The sequence below is a fragment of the Pseudomonas sp. S30 genome (assembly GCF_016518545.1).
GTDB lineage: Bacteria > Pseudomonadota > Gammaproteobacteria > Pseudomonadales > Pseudomonadaceae > Aquipseudomonas.
On record NZ_JACVTO010000005.1, the window covers coordinates 55359 to 72320 of the forward strand.

18 protein-coding genes are annotated in these 16962 nt (G+C 57.6%); 7 read left to right on the forward strand and 11 right to left on the reverse strand.

Features of this window, described 5'->3' with window-relative positions:
- Positions 1-11: 11 nt before the first annotated feature.
- Entirely contained in the window at positions 12-1337 is a 1326-nt protein-coding gene (locus tag IAE34_RS07410) for a serine hydrolase domain-containing protein (protein WP_200138224.1), read from the reverse strand.
- A gap of 240 nt (positions 1338-1577) precedes the next feature.
- Between IAE34_RS07410 and IAE34_RS07415 the strand changes: the two genes are divergently transcribed.
- From IAE34_RS07415 to IAE34_RS07430, 4 genes are all read left to right on the forward strand, one after another.
- Positions 1578-1853: a metal/formaldehyde-sensitive transcriptional repressor gene (locus IAE34_RS07415; protein WP_200138225.1), complete on the forward strand. Its 276-nt coding sequence runs from the start codon at positions 1578-1580 to the stop codon at positions 1851-1853.
- A 7-nt stretch (positions 1854-1860) separates the two neighbouring features.
- Positions 1861-2766 (forward strand): CDF family Co(II)/Ni(II) efflux transporter DmeF, encoded by a 906-nt coding sequence (gene dmeF, locus IAE34_RS07420; protein WP_200138226.1) that lies wholly within the window; start codon positions 1861-1863, stop codon positions 2764-2766.
- A 64-nt stretch (positions 2767-2830) separates the two neighbouring features.
- Positions 2831-3025 carry a DUF1289 domain-containing protein gene (locus IAE34_RS07425; protein WP_200138227.1) on the forward strand — a complete coding sequence of 65 codons (195 nt, stop codon included), beginning with the start codon at positions 2831-2833 and terminating at the stop codon, positions 3023-3025.
- A gap of 356 nt (positions 3026-3381) precedes the next feature.
- A complete protein-coding gene (locus IAE34_RS07430; protein WP_200138228.1) occupies positions 3382-3750 on the forward strand; it encodes an SMI1/KNR4 family protein in 369 nt (122 codons plus the stop codon).
- 62 nt (positions 3751-3812) lie between these two features.
- Here IAE34_RS07430 and IAE34_RS07435 read toward each other — a convergent pair whose 3' ends face one another.
- Positions 3813-4130, reverse strand: a complete 318-nt coding sequence (locus IAE34_RS07435; RefSeq protein WP_200138229.1) for a hypothetical protein — start codon at positions 4128-4130, stop codon at positions 3813-3815.
- A 1052-nt stretch (positions 4131-5182) separates the two neighbouring features.
- Between IAE34_RS07435 and IAE34_RS07440 the strand changes: the two genes are divergently transcribed.
- From IAE34_RS07440 to IAE34_RS07450, 3 genes are all read left to right on the forward strand, one after another.
- Positions 5183-7129, forward strand: a complete 1947-nt coding sequence (locus IAE34_RS07440) for a DUF3696 domain-containing protein (protein ID WP_200138230.1) — start codon at positions 5183-5185, stop codon at positions 7127-7129.
- A gap of 2 nt (positions 7130-7131) precedes the next feature.
- Positions 7132-8142, forward strand: a complete 1011-nt coding sequence (locus IAE34_RS07445; protein WP_200138231.1) for a hypothetical protein — start codon at positions 7132-7134, stop codon at positions 8140-8142.
- A gap of 408 nt (positions 8143-8550) precedes the next feature.
- Positions 8551-8757: a hypothetical protein gene (locus IAE34_RS07450; RefSeq protein WP_200138232.1), complete on the forward strand. Its 207-nt coding sequence runs from the start codon at positions 8551-8553 to the stop codon at positions 8755-8757.
- A 106-nt stretch (positions 8758-8863) separates the two neighbouring features.
- Here IAE34_RS07450 and IAE34_RS07455 read toward each other — a convergent pair whose 3' ends face one another.
- The 9 genes from IAE34_RS07455 to IAE34_RS07495 form a co-directional block, all read right to left on the reverse strand.
- Positions 8864-9382: a lysis protein gene (locus tag IAE34_RS07455; protein ID WP_442793189.1), complete on the reverse strand. Its 519-nt coding sequence runs from the start codon at positions 9380-9382 to the stop codon at positions 8864-8866.
- Positions 9379-10017 carry a glycoside hydrolase family 19 protein gene (locus IAE34_RS07460; protein WP_200138233.1) on the reverse strand — a complete coding sequence of 213 codons (639 nt, stop codon included), beginning with the start codon at positions 10015-10017 and terminating at the stop codon, positions 9379-9381. Before IAE34_RS07460 ends, IAE34_RS07455 begins: the two co-directional genes overlap by 4 nt.
- 21 nt (positions 10018-10038) lie before the next feature.
- Positions 10039-11091: a phage late control D family protein gene (locus tag IAE34_RS07465; RefSeq protein ID WP_200138234.1), complete on the reverse strand. Its 1053-nt coding sequence runs from the start codon at positions 11089-11091 to the stop codon at positions 10039-10041.
- A gap of 57 nt (positions 11092-11148) precedes the next feature.
- Positions 11149-11355 (reverse strand): tail protein X, encoded by a 207-nt coding sequence (locus tag IAE34_RS07470; RefSeq protein ID WP_200138235.1) that lies wholly within the window; start codon positions 11353-11355, stop codon positions 11149-11151.
- Positions 11330-12172 carry a phage tail protein gene (locus IAE34_RS07475; RefSeq protein WP_200138236.1) on the reverse strand — a complete coding sequence of 281 codons (843 nt, stop codon included), beginning with the start codon at positions 12170-12172 and terminating at the stop codon, positions 11330-11332. Before IAE34_RS07475 ends, IAE34_RS07470 begins: the two co-directional genes overlap by 26 nt.
- A gap of 8 nt (positions 12173-12180) precedes the next feature.
- Entirely contained in the window at positions 12181-14781 is a 2601-nt protein-coding gene (locus IAE34_RS07480) for a phage tail tape measure protein (protein ID WP_200138237.1), read from the reverse strand.
- A gap of 131 nt (positions 14782-14912) precedes the next feature.
- Entirely contained in the window at positions 14913-15209 is a 297-nt protein-coding gene (locus IAE34_RS07485) for a phage tail assembly protein (protein WP_200138238.1), read from the reverse strand.
- A gap of 26 nt (positions 15210-15235) precedes the next feature.
- Positions 15236-15745 (reverse strand): phage major tail tube protein, encoded by a 510-nt coding sequence (locus tag IAE34_RS07490; RefSeq protein WP_116888582.1) that lies wholly within the window; start codon positions 15743-15745, stop codon positions 15236-15238.
- Positions 15746-15757: 12 nt separating this feature from the next.
- Positions 15758-16924, reverse strand: coding sequence for a phage tail sheath subtilisin-like domain-containing protein (locus tag IAE34_RS07495; protein ID WP_200138239.1), 1167 nt, complete (start codon positions 16922-16924; stop codon positions 15758-15760).
- Positions 16925-16962: the final 38 nt, after the last annotated feature.

The window sequence follows — 16962 nt, forward strand, 5'->3', positions numbered from 1 at the left end:
TTTGCAAATACCTAGACGTCCAGCAAAGCCCCGAGGACTGTCTTGCGTTCAGCATCGAAATCGACCCAGATCGTGCAAGTCTCATCGCCCACGCACGCATCATAGGTGCAGCTCAGACGGTCCCCGTTCGGCTGATAATGCGTCATGTGCAACGAGAAGACGTGGTGGAAAAGCTCGCGTTCCTGCACCTGCTCGGTGAGTTCGTCCAGGCCCTCAACGCTGTCGAAGACTGCACAATCCATTGACTCGTTTGGTTTGCCGGAAACAACGGCCATTAGAAACTGGCGTAAGTGCTGCGTGAGCAAGGGCTCTTCACCAGGCGGGGCCAAGCTTTCGGCAAGGCGCAAACTGGGCGAATAGCGCTCAGCGACCCCATCGATGATCGTTTCAATCTGCGCGTCGCCCAGGTTGGCCAGCGCGACGACAGTCACGCCTCGCTGATCGTAACGGCGAAACCCTGCTACGAACCCTTGCCAGCTACCCAGGTGACCATGAACCGGACTGCCCTCGATGTCCGTTGCAAGGTCCCATCCGAATCCATACGGGTAACGCTGGCCGCAGCCCAGCAAACTGGCCTTGAACATCTCCTGCCATGAGGCCGCAGACAGTAGAGACCTGCGAGCCACCACCGAGTCCCAGGCTGCCCAATCCTGCAGGCTGAGATACAGCGATCCGGATCCCAGCCTGTTCGCCTCTTTGGATACGGGCTCCTGATTGCACACGACACCCTCGATGTGCTCATACCCCGCCGCTCGATGCCGCAAAATACGCGATTCATCGATCATGCACGCCGTCATCATTGCGCACGGTTCGAACACCCTGCTGCGCAGGAAGTCACCCAAATGAACCCCCGACACTCGACTGACCAGAATGCCCAGCAACGAGTAGCCCAGGTTGCTGTAACGCCAACGCCGTCCAGAAGCGAACTCCGGCGTCTGGTCATAGGCCTGAAGGACATAATCTTCGTCTGTGAAGGGTCGGCTGACATCAATGCAGTCCTCTCCCAACCCAGAGGTGTGGTTGAGTAGATGCCTGACGGTGATGGTCCGCCACGTTACCGGTGCCATCGGAAAATAGTCCGACAGCGCGCCATCCAGCGTGATGAGTTTGTCTTCCACCAGCAACATGATGGCGGCTGCGGTGAACATCTTCCCCACTGAGCCTGACTGGAAAAGTGTGTACGGGTACACCGGTACGCCGTGTTCGAGGTTGGCCTGGCCGTATCCTCGGTGATAAATCACCTCGCCATTTCGAAGAATACCCAGGCTCAGGCCCGGGATTTCCTGGCGATGCATTTCATCGTTTATGAATTTGTCGATTGTAGGTTTCACGATCATTGCTTTTCGAGAGGAAGCCGCAGAACAAGCAGATCGGTTCCGATCCCGTCTCCACGGGTGCTTCACAAAGATTGAAAATTTCAGGCCCAGCTGGAAGTTGCCAGGGTGAATTCAGTCACGGGCCGATCGACATAGTCTACGACACCCACAACTTGCTCGATGATTTCCATAGGCCTGACGGCTTGCTCAATCGGGCAATCGCGCGCATGATTCCCTCCTCATAGGATAGGGGGGTATGCTATGGCGCATACACAGGCGGGAAAGGACGAGTTGCTCAAGCGTGTGAAACGCATCGCCGGCCAAGTGCAGGCCATTGAACGTGCCTTGGAGGGTGAGGCCGATTGTGCAAAGACCTTGCATCTGGTGGCTGCAACCCGAGGGGCGATCAATGGGCTGCTCGACGAGATAATCGAAGATCATGCTCGCGAGCACGTCGCCAAACCGGGTCTGACCGATCAGGAACGGGCGCAGGGCTTGGAAGAACTGTTGCAAGCCATTCGCCGATATTCGAAGTGAGGCAGAAATGAGCACTGCTGATCACGTTCACAGCCACAACTTCCTGGGCGCAGGGCACGATGCCAATGCCAGACGAACCTTGTGGGTCGTGGCCCTGACAGTCGTGATGATGGTGGGTGAAATTTCTGCCGGCTACCTCACCGGCTCAATGGCCCTGCTGGCCGATGGTTTCCACATGGCAACCCACGCGGGCGCACTGGGCATTGCAGCGGCGGCGTATGCGTTTGCCCGCAAGCATTCGGAAAACTCCGCTTACAGCTTCGGCACAGGCAAGGTGGGCGACCTGGGTGGCTTCGCTTCTGCGTTGATTCTCGGCCTGATCTCGTTGTGCATCGGTGTGGAGTCGGTCATGCGCCTCTTCGAGCCGACGCAGGTGCAGTTTGCAATGGCGATTTTGATCGCAGTGATGGGGCTGATGGTCAACATCGTCAGTGCGCTGTTGCTCGCTGGCGGCGGGCACGGCCATTCCCACGATCATCACGGGCACTCGCACGACGAGGACAACAACCTGCGCTCGGCCTATGTGCATGTGCTCGCCGACGCGGTGACCTCCGTCTTGGCGATCGTGGCATTGTTGGCGGGCAAGTATCTGGGCTGGGTATGGCTGGATCCGGCGATGGGCGTCGTGGGCGCAGTGGTCATCGCGCGTTGGGCGTGGTCGCTGATGTGTGATACTGCATCGGTGCTGCTGGACAGGACAGATGGGCACGTCGCCGAGGAAATTCGCGAATTGCTGGACCAGTCCGGCAAGTTTCAGATCACAGACCTGCACGTATGGCGAGTCGGGCCGCAAGCGCGAGCGGCCATCGTGAGTCTCCAAGGCACATCCGAGTTTTCCGCTGATGACGTACGGGCCGCACTAAGGTCAGTACACGAGGTCACCCACCTGACCGTCGAGTACCGGGCAGCATGAATTTCCGTATGTAGTGAACGCGGGCCATCCGACGACACCTCTTCTCCATCGACTGGGTATCCATATGGCAAAGGACATCGAAAACCCTTGCGTATCGCAGTGCCGATTGAACGGCGAGATGTGCGTGAGCTGTGGTCGCACCAAGGAAGAAATTCGCACATGGCGAAAGATGAAGCGGCCTGAGAAGAAGGCGACGGTGCAGAAGGCAGCCGAGCGTATGAAAAGTGTCAAGAAGAAGAAGAAGAAGTCCAAGGCTTAGAGCCAATGCCCCTCGACCTTCAGGCGGGTGGCACCCGAGCCGATAGCAGATGAGGTGCAGGATCTGAATGGCTCTGCTTATCCTTGTAGGCGTTCGTCCTTGCACCCTCCGTAGCGCGCTGTGGCTACAAACTGTATTAGCCTTAGCGTGAATGGCTACGTAAGACCCATTGCTGCCCCTCGAAGAAGACCGTTCACTGCCAAATGCGAAAATCTTCTCGCACTCCCTCCCATAATTCGGCTTAGGCAGCAATCGACTTAACGGTTCTCCGGCGCGGGTAACTGCTTGGCACGTTTATAAATGACTTCGCTCGCATGATAGGTTGAGCGCTCACCCCCATGACTAGGCAAGCGTGAATGACAACAGACCCGTTTCGAATCCCTACAGAGGCCGAAATCGCAGAAGCAGAGCGTATCCTCCAATTCCGTTTCCCGGCCGAATATATCCAGTTTCTAAAAGGAGGCAGCAACGTTGAAAACGCGATTTTCGAGGCAGCGGTGATCTTGAGAGGTAGCAGCCACTTAGACATATTTGAAATTGCCGATCACGCTTGGAGTCACGAGGACGTATCGCGAGACTGGTTGCCTTTCATCGAAGACAACGGTGACTACTTTTTGACTTCGGAGTCAGGCGCCGTTCGATTCTGGTCGCATCAAGGGTCTACAGATGAGTGTTGGCCTTCCTTTTCTGCGTGGTTTCAACAAGTCTGCATAGAATGCAGGTAGTCGGCAGCAATGGGTCGTTGACAGGCACTCGCGCTTGACCGCTGACGAGCTATGGCAAAGCTTCAGGTAGGTAAATGCTTGCACCTCTTGAATGGCATCTCCAAAGACTTTGCGATCCGTTCCAGAATGGCCATGCACTTTTCAGAAACTACCAGCGGTGGTTCGTCAATCATGTAAAGCAGGTGCTCGAACGCTAAGCCAGCCTCGTGGTGATCGACATAGTCAAGAACGATTTCACCCCCATTTTGCAAACCTGCTTGAGCTAATGCATGGTCTTCCGGCACTGAGCCTAGCTGTTCGTATGCCATGGACATCAGCGTCGAGATCTCCTCAAGTGCCTCAACGAAATCGATCCTCAAGTCGTTACCAGGGTGGCTCATAACAAATTTCCTTCGCTCAAGCTGGGCTGGGGTCCGTTGCGGCGTGGTAGATGGGGTGCCCAACGTCTGATCTTTGCGTGCGCGGTTGGAAAGCTAAGGTGGACGTAACGATGCGCCCATTCCGGCCCCTATGCTTGATGTGATGAAGTACGCCGATGATCGAATGACAGTCGGCTATGCGGACCGTGCGATCAGGATCAAGAGTGCAAGCAGGCCCAGGCTGGCTTGCTACGTCACTGGCCAGAAGCGCATCAACCGTTTTTGCGTTTTTCTTCATCGCACTACCCGGGGTCGAATGTTTGGAGTTGGTCAGATTCTACCGGTCATAACGACCGCGATGGGTCGAGCGTGACCGCTTGAATACTGCGCTCCCGGCTCTGATACCAGTCCATGACGCGACCACTCTGAGCATGTGGATGGCGCTTGAACGCGGTTCGCACCCTCGATGGCACCCGGCTTTGCCAACTCGGTCTCGCGTCGCTTCGCTCAAGCCACAGCTACCTATCTGCGGGCGAACGCCTGGCTCTCTTGGTACACTGTAGTCTTGTCGCGGTTGAAGCAAATCTCGGGGTGTCGCTGATGGTGCCATCGGCTTTCTTGCGCCATCTGATCGCTGCCTTAGGGAATGGGTACACGCCCTCGGTCGATTGCTGCATTGCACCAAGTGTTTGGTAAAAACGCCCCAAAATCCCCGAAGATCGGTACGAAACACGTTGAACGAAATGACTGCAAAATCAGGCTCCAAGCCAGAAACCATACATCCTAAGCCCTCTCGCCGCTTCAGCGTTGCACCCATGATGGATTGGGCAGGCTTTCGTCGAAGACTTCGTGTTCATTGAGATACAGCAACATCTAGCTAACCGAGTACCAATTCTGTACCAACGACCGGTCTCGACCACCCCTGTCACGCGCCCCGCATCCAGTCTCGACTCCTCCAAAATCGCTTAACCAGTTTTGACCCAGGCCACTCCATCCCGAAACGCTAGAGTGATGCCGCAAGGCCAGCTTCGTGCTACTGTTAGATTTTGAAGGCAAACGAAGGAACGAGCCGGATGCTTAAGTCCATTTCTCTCAAGCGTTTTAAATCTATCTGTAATGAAAGCGCTCTACCTCTAGATTTATTTTCAATTCTCTGCGGCTCAAATAGTAGTGGCAAAAGTTCTTTAATCCAAGCCATATTATTCATGAGTCAAAGTCTGTCTTCTCGATATGACAGATCCTCGTTTATCCTTAATGGACCGCTAACTAAACTAGGTTCTATCTCCGACGTCAGAAGCCATTTTAGCAACGAGAAAAGCTTCGAAGTAAAATTCACGCTCTCTGGAGGTCGCTTCCCGTGGTACATCGACCCAGATGACACTGTTGAAGTCAGACTCCTGCTTGGGAAGCGAAACAGCTACGATGGAAGCTTGGACGATGAACTCCATCCCACCCCTATTGAATGTGATGTCACCTTCATCGGAAGAATTGACGGTTCCAGCTCCCTACAAACGATCCAAGTTTACGACGATACATATAATAAGCAACCTCACCCCCAAGCTGTTGACACAGCGCCCATCTTCAAAATCAAACATTTCGATATCGATTCAATCCCCGTTCTCGCCGAAGAATTTCCCGAACTAACCCCTATCGGATTTGAACGAGACGGAATAATCCCCAAAAATTTAGTCTTCAGCTACGACAAAACTAAGCGTACCGCAAACCGAATCATTCCTTTCCTATGCGGTTCAAGAACAGCTATGCTGGGCGGATTCTTTTTGGAGTTGAGCGAGGAGAAACTTCGACTACCTCCTTCATTCATTGATTGCATCCAACGACTTATCAAGCAAGAGCTTGAAACTCTTAGCGAAAACTTTGTTCTCCCCGAAGCCCTTAGCAAAGCGATGCGCTCAAACACAGCACTTCAAAGATCAGTTGATTTTTCAGAAGTAAAAAAACAATTAATTTCACAAAAATTCCCCCTCACAGCATCACTCTTCGATTCATTAAAGAACACACCTCACATCCAAGCCAAGGCTTTCAAGGCCTTTGTACAGCAACAACCTAAAGAAATATCATTTGCCATCCTCGATCTGCTAAAAAGACATCAAGAAATACTGAAAGATGCATGGTATGCAGGAACCGAGAAAGAAACTGCAATTGAGTCACAGACAATACAGATCTTCGATAAACTAGAAGACTTCATAGTCGCTTATTTCTCTCGGGCAGTGAGATATCTTGGACCTCTTCGCATTGAACCTCAAGCGAACTACCCAAGCACCGGTCTAGCAGACCCTAAAAATGTAGGTTTAAAAGGTGAGAACACCGCCGCAGTTCTTCATGTAAATAAGGGCCGAAACATCCGCTACTCCTCACCACTTCAAGATGATGACGGAAGACTAACGTTAAAGGAAAGCGCTACCCCTCTCGATGTCGCATGTAAAACTTGGTTGACCTATCTAGGTGTAGCGCGAGACTTTGTCACCGTGGACACCGGAAAAATGGGACATTTGCTTAGAGTAAAAACGCACTCTGCAGATCAGTGGCAGGATATGACCCACGTAGGCGTTGGAGTCAGCCAAGTTCTTCCGATCATCCTAATGGCTCTACTCTCTGACGCTGGAGATATGCTCATTTTTGAGCAGCCCGAGCTGCACCTACATCCACGGGTTCAATCACGTCTTTGTGACTTTTTTATAGCAGTCGCTCTAAGCGGCAGGCAATGCCTCATCGAGACCCATAGTGAGTACCTGATCACTCGATTACGGGCGCGAATTGCACAAAGCGAAGATGACAAAATCAAAAATATAAGCTCTATTTACTTCGTAAATAAGCACAATAGCGCATCACAGTTTGAAAAAGTAGACATAAGCCGTTATGGCGCAATAGAAAACTGGCCAAAAGATTTTTTTGACGACAACAATAAAGAAGTTGAGCAAATCATTAGAGAAGCCGCCCTCAAGAGAAAAAGAGATCGAATTCGAGCAGCCGAAGAACAAAAAAATCGCGAGGACCAGTAACAATGCAACCGGTAATAACCTGTGACTTCCTGCTCGCACCCGCGTACTGCGACCCAACTCTTATTGACGAATTTGTCACCGACTTAATGCAGATTCATGCCGACGTTACAAACTCGGGCCACCCACCTCTTCTGGAGGATGAAGCGTATCTGAAGCTGCAACTAGCTAACCGCTTCCCCACGGATAAGGTTTTCTCAAAAAACATTCAAGAAGATGGCGTTTCCATCTATTCCGCAAATGATATAACAACCATTGTCAATCAAATTCTTTCCACTGCCAAAAGCATGGAAGAGCGGGACTATTTTTGGGTAAGCGATTGGAATGATCTCACGCTTGCCCCCGAAATCCCTGAGCACGATATCCCCAATAGGCCATCTGAGCTTTCAGAGCTTTTCGTAAACCTCGCCCTTTACAGCCTAACTCAAGGTAAAAGTCCTTGCGCACTTCATCATTACCCACCCTTCACCCCATTGACCGAGGTTAATGGCACACTATTAAATGCTCATCCATCCCAACTATCATTCCCAATTCAAGTCAAACAACCAATCCCCGTCCACGCAACTTACAAGTCATACTTCTCACACATTAATGGCAGTCACTTCTTCTCTGCCGATATGAGCAAATACGATCTTAAATTAGGCATCTACTCCTATGCACTTCGCATCGCAAGAGAAGCTGGAGACGACCTCCGAACAGTAGAATGGTCATCTTTCTCAATCGGCGACGATTTCATGGAAAGCATGAGAGACAATCAGTCCCACTTTGAACAAAGATATTTCACCACTCTAATTGATTGTATGAGTCATATCGTAGCTGACCGCCCCAAAAATCAGCTTTCACCGTTTTTTACTCATGCAGGCTCTGGGATTCAGATACAACGAAATGAAAATCTAGCATTTCGCTCACACATAACAAAATCCGGTGCCGCGTTGCGACTTATGCACTGGCAGACTCCCAGCGGAAAAATAATATTCGCAAACGTTGGTGTAAAGAGCGAACTCAAGATACTGTAAGCGGCCAACACTGACTTCCTCCATAGCACTTTCGGTAATTTCGTGAGCCGCCCCACGTGATTTCTTACACCCCGATTGTGCTCAAGTGTTGACGAGAAAGACCGCCCAGGCCTTGTACATAAGGACCTGGGCACTTTTTTTCATCTACGGGAGCCCTCATGTGCGGCATTGAAAGGCATGGAATGGCGCTCGGTTTGCCCCATTTTTGCCTCTAGCAAGACGTGCTACAGATAGGCAGAACCGTGGCGGCATTCACCGTATTGAGGGATAGAGATTCGAACATGTAAAGCCTGCTCTCAAGACCGAGATAGAACCGCAATCTCAGCTATGATCTCTTGGGCAACAGGGCTGGTACAGCTGAAAATTTCTTGAATATGCCCTAAAAAATCTCAGCAATGGACACTGCCCATGGAAAAAAATGCGTCCCTCACCGCTGACGCTCTTGAGCTTTTACTCCTGAACCAGATCGCCATAAGGGCTGCTCTTGAGGAGCTATCGCTGTGGGTTAATGAGAGGGGATCTGTACACATCCACGAGAACGTTATGGGTGTCCTGCGAGCCTTGGACGTAAACGCTGACGCGATTTCGGCCAGCATAACGGAGTTGCGTGAGTAAGCCGGCAAAACTGATAGGGCCGACGATGGATCCGACCAATTCTTTTTAGAGGCCGCGGATTCAGCCGGCGGTGGATGTTGGCGCATCCGCCCGGCTCGCCTCCTTACTACTGTGTCACTTGCCGCACGTAGGCCTGACAGGCCTTCAAGGCGATGATTGCTCGGTCGCCTTCGTCGGTGATGGCGACAATTCGCTGAGCATGCGCTGGGTCAAGGTAGGCGTGTACGGGGCCATGTACCACGCTTCCGGTGCCGGGGGGCTCTGGCAGCCCACAGCCACGATCCGGGGTTGAAGTGGCGTCGAGTACGACTGACAGCCGCTGATCAGCAGTAGCGAGCCGGTCACGCAGGCGAGCCTGAGCGCTCTGTGCATCATTCATCTCCTTCCAGTGAGTTTGTGCCGAAGTGGCCAGGCGCGCTTCCAACGCTTCACGCTGGTCCTGATGAACCTGCAGCTGCGCGATCACCGCCGCCGCTGCCGCTTCACGTTCAGCCTTATAGCTGCCGGCCTGCTCGGCCAGTTGCTGGCCGTAGCGCCAGTCCTGCCAGGTCCAGCCTGCCCAAGCACCTACGCAGGCGCCCAGCAGCAGCGCAAGGATTGCCAGGCGAACACCCGGCGAAATCACTGCAGCACCTCAAGCGCTCGCGCATACAACGCTTTGCGGTCATCAAAGCCGCTGGTACCGCCGTTGATGCGTTTGGTGATGGTGAGCAGATCGCATAGGTCCGCCAGGGTGTTCAGGCCGGCTTTCTGCCAGAACCAGCCAGCCGACATCGCCGCATACACTGGATGCTCTAGCAGTTCCGGTGTGCTCAGCAGGCGGCTGTCACCGAATAGCGCCTCGCTGCAGGCGGCATAGTTGTCACGGCCGGTGACTTGAATCAGCCCCCGACCGCGATACCGCCAGCCATCACCCGTGACTTCGGGTCCGTTGCCCATTCGTCCGCTATACACCGCATTGGCCAAGCGCTCCGGGTTGCCGGCCAGTTCATTGGCGCGTGGTACCAGGGATCGCCACCGGCTGCCGGCAGGCGAGCTCTGCCCGATCTGGCGGATGCGGTCGGCGCGGTAGTTGAGGTTTTCACTCAGGGTCCGCAGTTGGCCCGACTCGTGACCGATCTGCGCTAGGAATGCGGCCATGCGCAGGCGGCTGACGATGCCGTACTTGCCCATGGTCGCATTGAGTCCAGGAACAAAAACGCCGGCTTGGCGGCCGGCGTTCGGGAGGATCTGCTGCAGTTGCTGTTCTGTGACTGCCATCGTGTGTATCTCCTTTATGAATCAGTTGGGTTTAACGTCCACCGTGCGCATGGGCTTGGTCGCTTTTTTCTTCTTGCCCTTGGCCTTCGATTTGCCCTTCTTGCCGCCATTGCACTCGACGACCGTCGTCCATCCGGAGCCGTTGAAGGTGTGCTCGACGCCGTCGACCAGGTACTCACCATCCAGCCCATTCTTGAAGCCCTGGGCGTTGATCGAGCGCTCGGCAAACAGGTCGGTACGCCCCATCATCTCCAGCCGCACACCGGCCGTGCTGCGGTTGAATGCAGCCAGCCGCGCCCGGGCGGCCTGCTCGGCAGCCTTCTGATCGGGATAGACGTGCCGGTCGGTGTGCACCGCTGGAACGCCGGCAGGCGCGTCGTCGTTGTTCAGTTCCACCGTCTTGAGCACGCCGGTCTTCTTGTTCTGGTGCTTGGTCTTCACCGCCTTCTGCGAGCTACGGTCACCTAGGTGGAACGAGTAGCGCGCCACGTCTTCACGCCGGATCACCACCGCACCGAATGACTTACCGCCTGGGGTGGTGCCCCCTTGGCGGGGCATCACCAGCAGTTGGCCGTTAGCGACCTTGGCCGTGCAGTCGTACTGCTTGGCCAGGCGGGTCAGGAAATTGAAGTCAGATTCGTTGCGCTGATCCACGCGCGGCACCTTCGTCTGCACGTTGCAGCCAGGCTTCCAGCCGTTGCGTGCCGCCACGTCGCTGACGATCTGCGAGAGCGGCACGTTCTCCCAGCTGCCGCTGCGCGTAGTCTTGCCGCTGCCGCGCATGTCGCTCGCCTTGCCGCGCAGAGTCAGGGTGTCGGGCGGGCCGGTCAGCTCGAGCTCGTCGACGGCATAGCTGCCCAAGCGCGCCAGAGTGCGACCTTCGTAGCCGAGGAAGATCTCGATCTTGGCGCCGCGCCGGGGCAGCGTGACCGCCTGTTCGCGATCATCGATGTGCAGCTCGAACTCGTCCGATTCCATGCCAGGTTTGTCTTTCGTGCGCAGCAACAGCAGTCGGTCGTTGATCAGCGCCGTAATGTCCCGGCCATCCGCGACGATGCGAAACATCGGTTTCATTGGCCCTCCAGTAACGAAAAGCCCCGCATCAGCGGGGCTCGGTGAATGGGTACAGGGTCAGTCCCACAGCCTGATTTCTTCGGCATCGGGCTCTGCCAGGTCAGGCAGGGTGATCAAAACCCCGGCGCGGTACGGCTGCGGCTCATCGCCCAGCCCTTGGTTGGCCTGCAGCACCGCTTCCACGGTGCCGCGCAAGTGGCCGTAGTGCGCCTGGCACAGGCTGTCGAGCAGATCCCCGTCAGACGTTCTGCATGTCAACGCCATACTTCACGAACTCCAGCGAGAAGGTTTGTTTGCGCGGGATGCCGCCAGCCAGCAGCGACGACTGCTCTTCGTCAACGCTGATCAGGCACCAACTGCCCAGCACCGAGCCGTAGCCGGTAGTGAGCATCATCGGCTTGAGCTCGCGCGCGATACCCCGCAACGCATCGAGCTGGCCGATCCCGCCTTTGAACGTCGGGAAGATCACCCCCTTGATCGTCAGCCGATCCTCACCCTGCCCGATTCCCTGTTGCGCAATATCGCGCGACAGCCGCTCCTGACCTTGCCAACGATAGGCCGTCTTGCGACTGAGCTCGTCAAATGCCGCCGTGTCGAGGTTGAAGTAAAACGTGCGGCCACCAGGCTTCAGGGGCTGCATCACCAGCAGGTGCGGAAACGGCTTCACCGCCGCAGCTGCAGACGAGCCTGCCGGTTTGATCGCGCCGGTCGGCAGGATGCCGGGTGTTCTGCCCAACTGCCCCGCGATGCGATTGGCGGCCGAGCTGGCCCGTCCCGTCTGCGATCCCAGCACCGTCAGCACTCCCTGCACCGCCGTCGTGCCTGGGGTAGACGGCCCGCCCTTGTTCGCCACCTGAGTCGCAACTCCTTGCGCGGCGCGGATCGCCCTCAAGCCGCGCTGCAGCTTCGCCCCTCTCTGCGGATCCAGTGACGCACGCCGCTCCAGCTCGTCAGCCGCGAGCGTCATGCCCATTACGGCCAAGTTCAGCGGGTCGAGCATCCCGCCCGGCCCATTGCGACCGGCCTCCCCGGCCGCGACGATCGAGGACAGCACCCGCGTCAGTTGCTCTTCATATGCCATCTCGCCTCCTATGCAACATCCGGTGAGTCATACAGTCGGCCCGAGGCCATTCGCGCACCCGCGTCCCGCTGCCAGCCATCCCACATGCTGCGCAGGGTGGCCTCGGCCGAACGCACGACTGTCGCGGGATCCTTCACATCACCTTGCACCACCAGGGACACGGAAGGGGCGAATGAAAACGCCTGATCGACCTTCGGCGTAGCCGGCTTGGCCGGCGCCGCTGCGCTGGCCAACTGCTCGGCACTCGGCGCAGGCGGCGCTGCTGCAGCCAGGTCGCGGGCAACTTCGCCCGGCGCCTTGGCCACCGCCTGCGGTTTGTCTTCACCGAACAGCTTCAGACCCAGCCAGCCACCGAGCGAGTCGCCGCCCATACTGCCCAGGGCAGCACCAATCGCCCCGCCGATGGCCGTGCCGATGATCGGTACAACCGAGCCGATCGCCGCACCGGCAGCCCCACCAGCCAGGGCACCGGCCAAGCCACCAGCGGCTGAGCCGTAGCCCTCGGCCTTCTCGTCCTTGGTTTCTGCCGTGAGCGCGGTGTCGAGCACCTTCATCCCCGAATCGATTACTGCACCGCCTGGGACCAGTCTTGACGCTTTGCCGGCCACGCTCAGCGCTTTGCCGAACCGGCCCAACTGGGCTGCCCCGGCAAGCGGTGCCGCCGTGGTCACAGCGGGTACGGCTGGCACGGGCGAACGCGCTATCGCACGCCCTGCCCCGCGCCGACCTGACCGGGCGAGCCGGCCATCACGGCCACGCCGCGCGGCACGACCACTGCGCCGGGACCGGCCTGGGCCATCACCGACTGGGCCACCCCCTATTCCACCCAGCGCGCCGGCATTGACCACAAACACCTTCAGGGGCTCACCGCCCAATGGCGAGCCGGGATCGTTGCCGGCCGGGGCACCGAGCACTTTGCCCAGTGCACCCAGCCCGGCGTCGATCACTGGGTTTCCAGTGCTGGGGGTTGCATCCGCACCGGCACCGGCGCGACCTGCCGTGCGCTCCATCACACGACCGCGAGCCAGGTTCATTACACCGCGCCCAATCTTCAGTGCGCTGCGCGCCGTAGCCAGAGCGGCGATGCTGGCCACGACTGCAGCGATGCCTTGCACCACCATCGGGAAGCTATCGCTCAGCCAGGTCAGGCCGTGGACCACGGCCTTGGCGCCCTTAGCAAACGCATCAGTCGCCGGCCGGATCGCATCCCCCACGCTACGCATGCCGTCATCAACCGCCTGCAGCGTTTCGGACCAAATCTGCGCGGAGGTCTCGCGCCGCTCGGCCAGGTTCTTGTCAAGAATGCCCGTGGCTTTCTGCGAGTCAGCCTTGAGCTCGTTGTATAGCCCACGATTCTGACCGTAGGCAGTGAGCGCCGCCTTGACCTGCATGTCAGCGAACAGATCACCCGTGCGCAGAGTCTTTTCCAGCGCCTCGAGCGCGGCTTTGGCTTTCTCCGGGTCGACTTCCTTGTCGATCTTGGCTTGAGCGTCCTTGAGCTTTTTCGCCTTGGCCGGATCAGTTGCCTGCACGTACTGCATGGCCAGGGCCATGGACGCCTCAATGACGTTCATGCCCTTCTGCAGGCCGGTGTTGAGCGATGCTTGATAGTCGATGCCGGCATCCTTGTAGGCCTTGACCACGTCACCGGCGCCGATCTTCTCCATCCAGTTCTTGAAGTTGTTCGCTGCCTCATCCGAGCTGCCCGCAGTCTTCATCTGCACCTGCAGCATCGATCCGAGCGACGTCACTGCCTCAAGACCAGTGATGCCGTTCTTCTCCATGCCGGCGAGCAGTTGCGGGAACCACTTGGCCATGTCGTTGGCCTCAAAGCTCCCCGCCTGGCCCTGGAACGCGATAGCCTCCAGCGCCTGCTGCATCATTTTCGGGTCGGTGATCTTGGCGTTCTGCTGCAGCGCCATGATCATGCTCGCCGTGTCGACGCCCGAGGCCCCCTGCCCCACAGCGAACTTGGACGCGACCTTGGCATACGACATGGCCTGATCCAGCTCCATGCCGGCACCGACCAATTGGTTGATCAGATCCGCCACATCGTTGCGCGACATGCCGGTATCGCTCGAGGTCTGGATCACAGCACGGCTGAGCTCCACCTCCTTGGGCGTGTTTGCCGCGTCCGACTTGATCGCGATGTCACGAATGATCGCCTGATAGTCCGCACTGATTTTGGTCGGTACCGCCGCCAGACCAACACCGACCGCCGTCGCACCCACGGCGGTTTTCAGCGACGACCGACCCGCTGCGATCTGCTGATGACCTTTCACCTGCAGATCTGCAGCTTTCGCCTCACGGCCCAGGCGCTGGTACTCACGCCCGAGCCGGCCAACTTCTACGCCTTGCTTGCGCAGCGCATCGAGGTTGGTGTTCAACTTGCGCAGCAGCTTGTCAGCCGAGGCAGCACCTGTATCGTGCGCCCGCTTCCACTCCGTCTGCAGCTTCATCGTTTCGCCGATGGTGCTCTTGAGTACCTTGGCCTTGTCGCCTTTCTTCGCCAGCTTGTCGATGCCGCCTTCCACTGTACGGAACGCATTACCGACAGAGGCCGCTACGGCGCCGCCAAGCACCAGCGACAACGAAACCTTGTTCGCCATCTGTTACCTCCCGTGCAGCTCAATCCGTGAGCCACCAGACCATGTCCGACCAGGACATGGTCTGTATGTCTGCAGGCGAAAACCCGAACTCACGGGCCAGCCGCTTGGCCAGCCCCTTCTGCAGGGCAGCGTTAAAGCTCGTCTTCCTGCACCAAGCGAAAGTAGCCAGCCTGCAGGCGCGTGTAGTCCTTCAGGGCCAAACCTTCCAGATCCTTGACGCCGACCTGGGCCAGCGAGGCGAACAGATTCAGTTCAGTCTGCTCTTCGTTGCCGCTGGCCGTGGCCTGGGCGGTGCGGATATCACGCACGGTCGGGGCGCGCAGTGTGATCTTGTCAGCGGTAATGCCGTTGAGCTCGGCAGGTTTGCTCAGCGTCACGATCACGCTGTCAGCGCCGAGATTGAGATAAGCGGGCAATGGCTTGGCCATGTGTCAGTTCCTTGAAATGGGTTGGGTTAGAGGCCGAGGGCCTGACGCTGGGCAGCGAGCTGATCGACGCCGTCGATTACGCGTTTCATGCCGAGCGCGTCGATCTCGTAGATCACGCGGCCGTCGACTTCGAGCTTGTAGTACGTCACACCGACCGAGTGCTTGATCTCGGCCTTGTCGCCCGGCTTCCAGTCGCCCAGGTCCACTTCCTTGAGCGAGCCGCGCAGAGTGACAACCACCGGCTTGATTACACCCTTGAGGCCCTTGAAGGCGCCCCGGAACGTGCCGTTGAACGCGGTACCGTCGGCCAGGCCGAAGAACTTCAGCGACTCTCGGCGGACTCCGGTGGTGGTGAAAGCCGCCTCTTGCTTCTCCATGCCTTGGTCGAGTTCGACCGGCATGTCCATGCCACCCGCGCGGTGCTCTTCGGTCTTGAGCGTCAGCTTGGGCAGGGTCAGGCTCGGCACGTCGCCTTGGAAGCTGACGCCGTCGACGAACAGGTTCAGGTTGGCCAGGGTTTCGGGAATCATTGCCATCTCAGTTGCTCCTTAAGCGCGGCCGTCGAGGACTTCGGTCAACCACTGGTTGGTGACCTCGACGCGGAAGTTGGGGTTTTCGGCAGGCGGTACGTCAGTGAACCGGATGTTCCAGTACACCTTGCCCTGCTCCAGCTGGCTGGCCGTGTTCAGCTCGGCGTCGGCGTACACCTCGAAGTTGATGATTGCGCCCTGGGCCTTCAGGTCGCGCATGAACGCCTGCAGGCCCTCGGTCACGTCCTTGACGTAGGTGGCCGTGATCGAGCGGTCCACCGCCCACTTGTGGCCGTAGAGGATGGCGTCCATCACGATGTCCATGGTGCGCACGCGGGTGACGAAGGCCCACTTCGGATCGCTCGACAGCGTGCGGTTGCCCCACAGGCGGAAGCCGTCATCGCGGATGATGGTGGTTACGTTGGCGTTGTTCAGCAGGTTCGCCCGGCAGCTTTCATCGCCGTCGAGAAACTCCACCGGCCGCCCGGTGCCGGTGATGCCGACGAATTCCTTGTTCGACGGCGACGCCCAAAAACCGTACTCACTGTCGGTCCAAGCGAACAGGCCGGCCACCCAGGCCGAGCTTGGCGCGTCGACCGTCGCACTGGCGTCTGTGTCCCACAGTTTCACGCCCGGATCGACCATGTACGCCCGCTTCGCGCCAAAGTTACCGGCATAGGCGATCGCCGCCTCATCGGTCGTGTTCGGCCCGTCGATGATGGCGATGCCGCGGACTTTATCGGCCAGTGCAACCAGCGCGGTACCGACCGCCTGGGTGGCACTGTGCTTGGGGGTGATCAGCAGCCGAGGCTGTGCGTTGAACCGGCTTTTGCCGTCGAGCAGCGCCTGAAGGCCGGTGCGCTTGCCGTCGGCTTGAACACCTCCGATGATCGCCGAGATCTGCTCGGCAGGTGCGTCGACCTTGGCCACACCACACGCGACGATCACTGCATTGGCGCGGGTGAACACCGCGCGGCACGCCTGGGTGATCGGCGCATTCGGTCCGAACGCAGCGACAGCTTCGCGCTCGCTGGTGATCAGCACCAGGTCGTTGGCCTTGGCCGACGCATCAGCGCCGGGTGTGAAAGTATCGACCAAGCCGATGATCGAGGACGACGGCAGCGCAATGGTGCGCGCTCCGGTGTCGACGTTGGTGACGGTAACGCCGTGAAAGAATCCAGCCATGTTTGCTCCAGAGAGTAAAAGGCCCCGCGAAATTGCGG

Bases quoted from the DNA above. Each gene is read 5' to 3' on its own strand.
- IAE34_RS07410 (WP_200138224.1), bottom strand. From the start codon at position 1,337: ATGATCGTGAAACCTACAATCGACAAATTCATAAACGATGAAATGCAT.
- IAE34_RS07415 (WP_200138225.1), top strand. From the start codon at position 1,578: ATGGCGCATACACAGGCGGGAAAGGACGAGTTGCTCAAGCGTGTGAAA.
- dmeF (WP_200138226.1), top strand. From the start codon at position 1,861: ATGAGCACTGCTGATCACGTTCACAGCCACAACTTCCTGGGCGCAGGG.
- IAE34_RS07425 (WP_200138227.1), top strand. From the start codon at position 2,831: ATGGCAAAGGACATCGAAAACCCTTGCGTATCGCAGTGCCGATTGAAC.
- IAE34_RS07430 (WP_200138228.1), top strand. From the start codon at position 3,382: ATGACAACAGACCCGTTTCGAATCCCTACAGAGGCCGAAATCGCAGAA.
- IAE34_RS07435 (WP_200138229.1), bottom strand. From the start codon at position 4,130: ATGAGCCACCCTGGTAACGACTTGAGGATCGATTTCGTTGAGGCACTT.
- IAE34_RS07440 (WP_200138230.1), top strand. From the start codon at position 5,183: ATGCTTAAGTCCATTTCTCTCAAGCGTTTTAAATCTATCTGTAATGAA.
- IAE34_RS07445 (WP_200138231.1), top strand. From the start codon at position 7,132: ATGCAACCGGTAATAACCTGTGACTTCCTGCTCGCACCCGCGTACTGC.
- IAE34_RS07450 (WP_200138232.1), top strand. From the start codon at position 8,551: ATGGAAAAAAATGCGTCCCTCACCGCTGACGCTCTTGAGCTTTTACTC.
- IAE34_RS07460 (WP_200138233.1), bottom strand. From the start codon at position 10,017: ATGGCAGTCACAGAACAGCAACTGCAGCAGATCCTCCCGAACGCCGGC.
- IAE34_RS07465 (WP_200138234.1), bottom strand. From the start codon at position 11,091: ATGAAACCGATGTTTCGCATCGTCGCGGATGGCCGGGACATTACGGCG.
- IAE34_RS07470 (WP_200138235.1), bottom strand. From the start codon at position 11,355: ATGGCGTTGACATGCAGAACGTCTGACGGGGATCTGCTCGACAGCCTG.
- IAE34_RS07475 (WP_200138236.1), bottom strand. From the start codon at position 12,172: ATGGCATATGAAGAGCAACTGACGCGGGTGCTGTCCTCGATCGTCGCG.
- IAE34_RS07480 (WP_200138237.1), bottom strand. From the start codon at position 14,781: ATGGCGAACAAGGTTTCGTTGTCGCTGGTGCTTGGCGGCGCCGTAGCG.
- IAE34_RS07485 (WP_200138238.1), bottom strand. From the start codon at position 15,209: ATGGCCAAGCCATTGCCCGCTTATCTCAATCTCGGCGCTGACAGCGTG.
- IAE34_RS07490 (WP_116888582.1), bottom strand. From the start codon at position 15,745: ATGGCAATGATTCCCGAAACCCTGGCCAACCTGAACCTGTTCGTCGAC.
- IAE34_RS07495 (WP_200138239.1), bottom strand. From the start codon at position 16,924: ATGGCTGGATTCTTTCACGGCGTTACCGTCACCAACGTCGACACCGGA.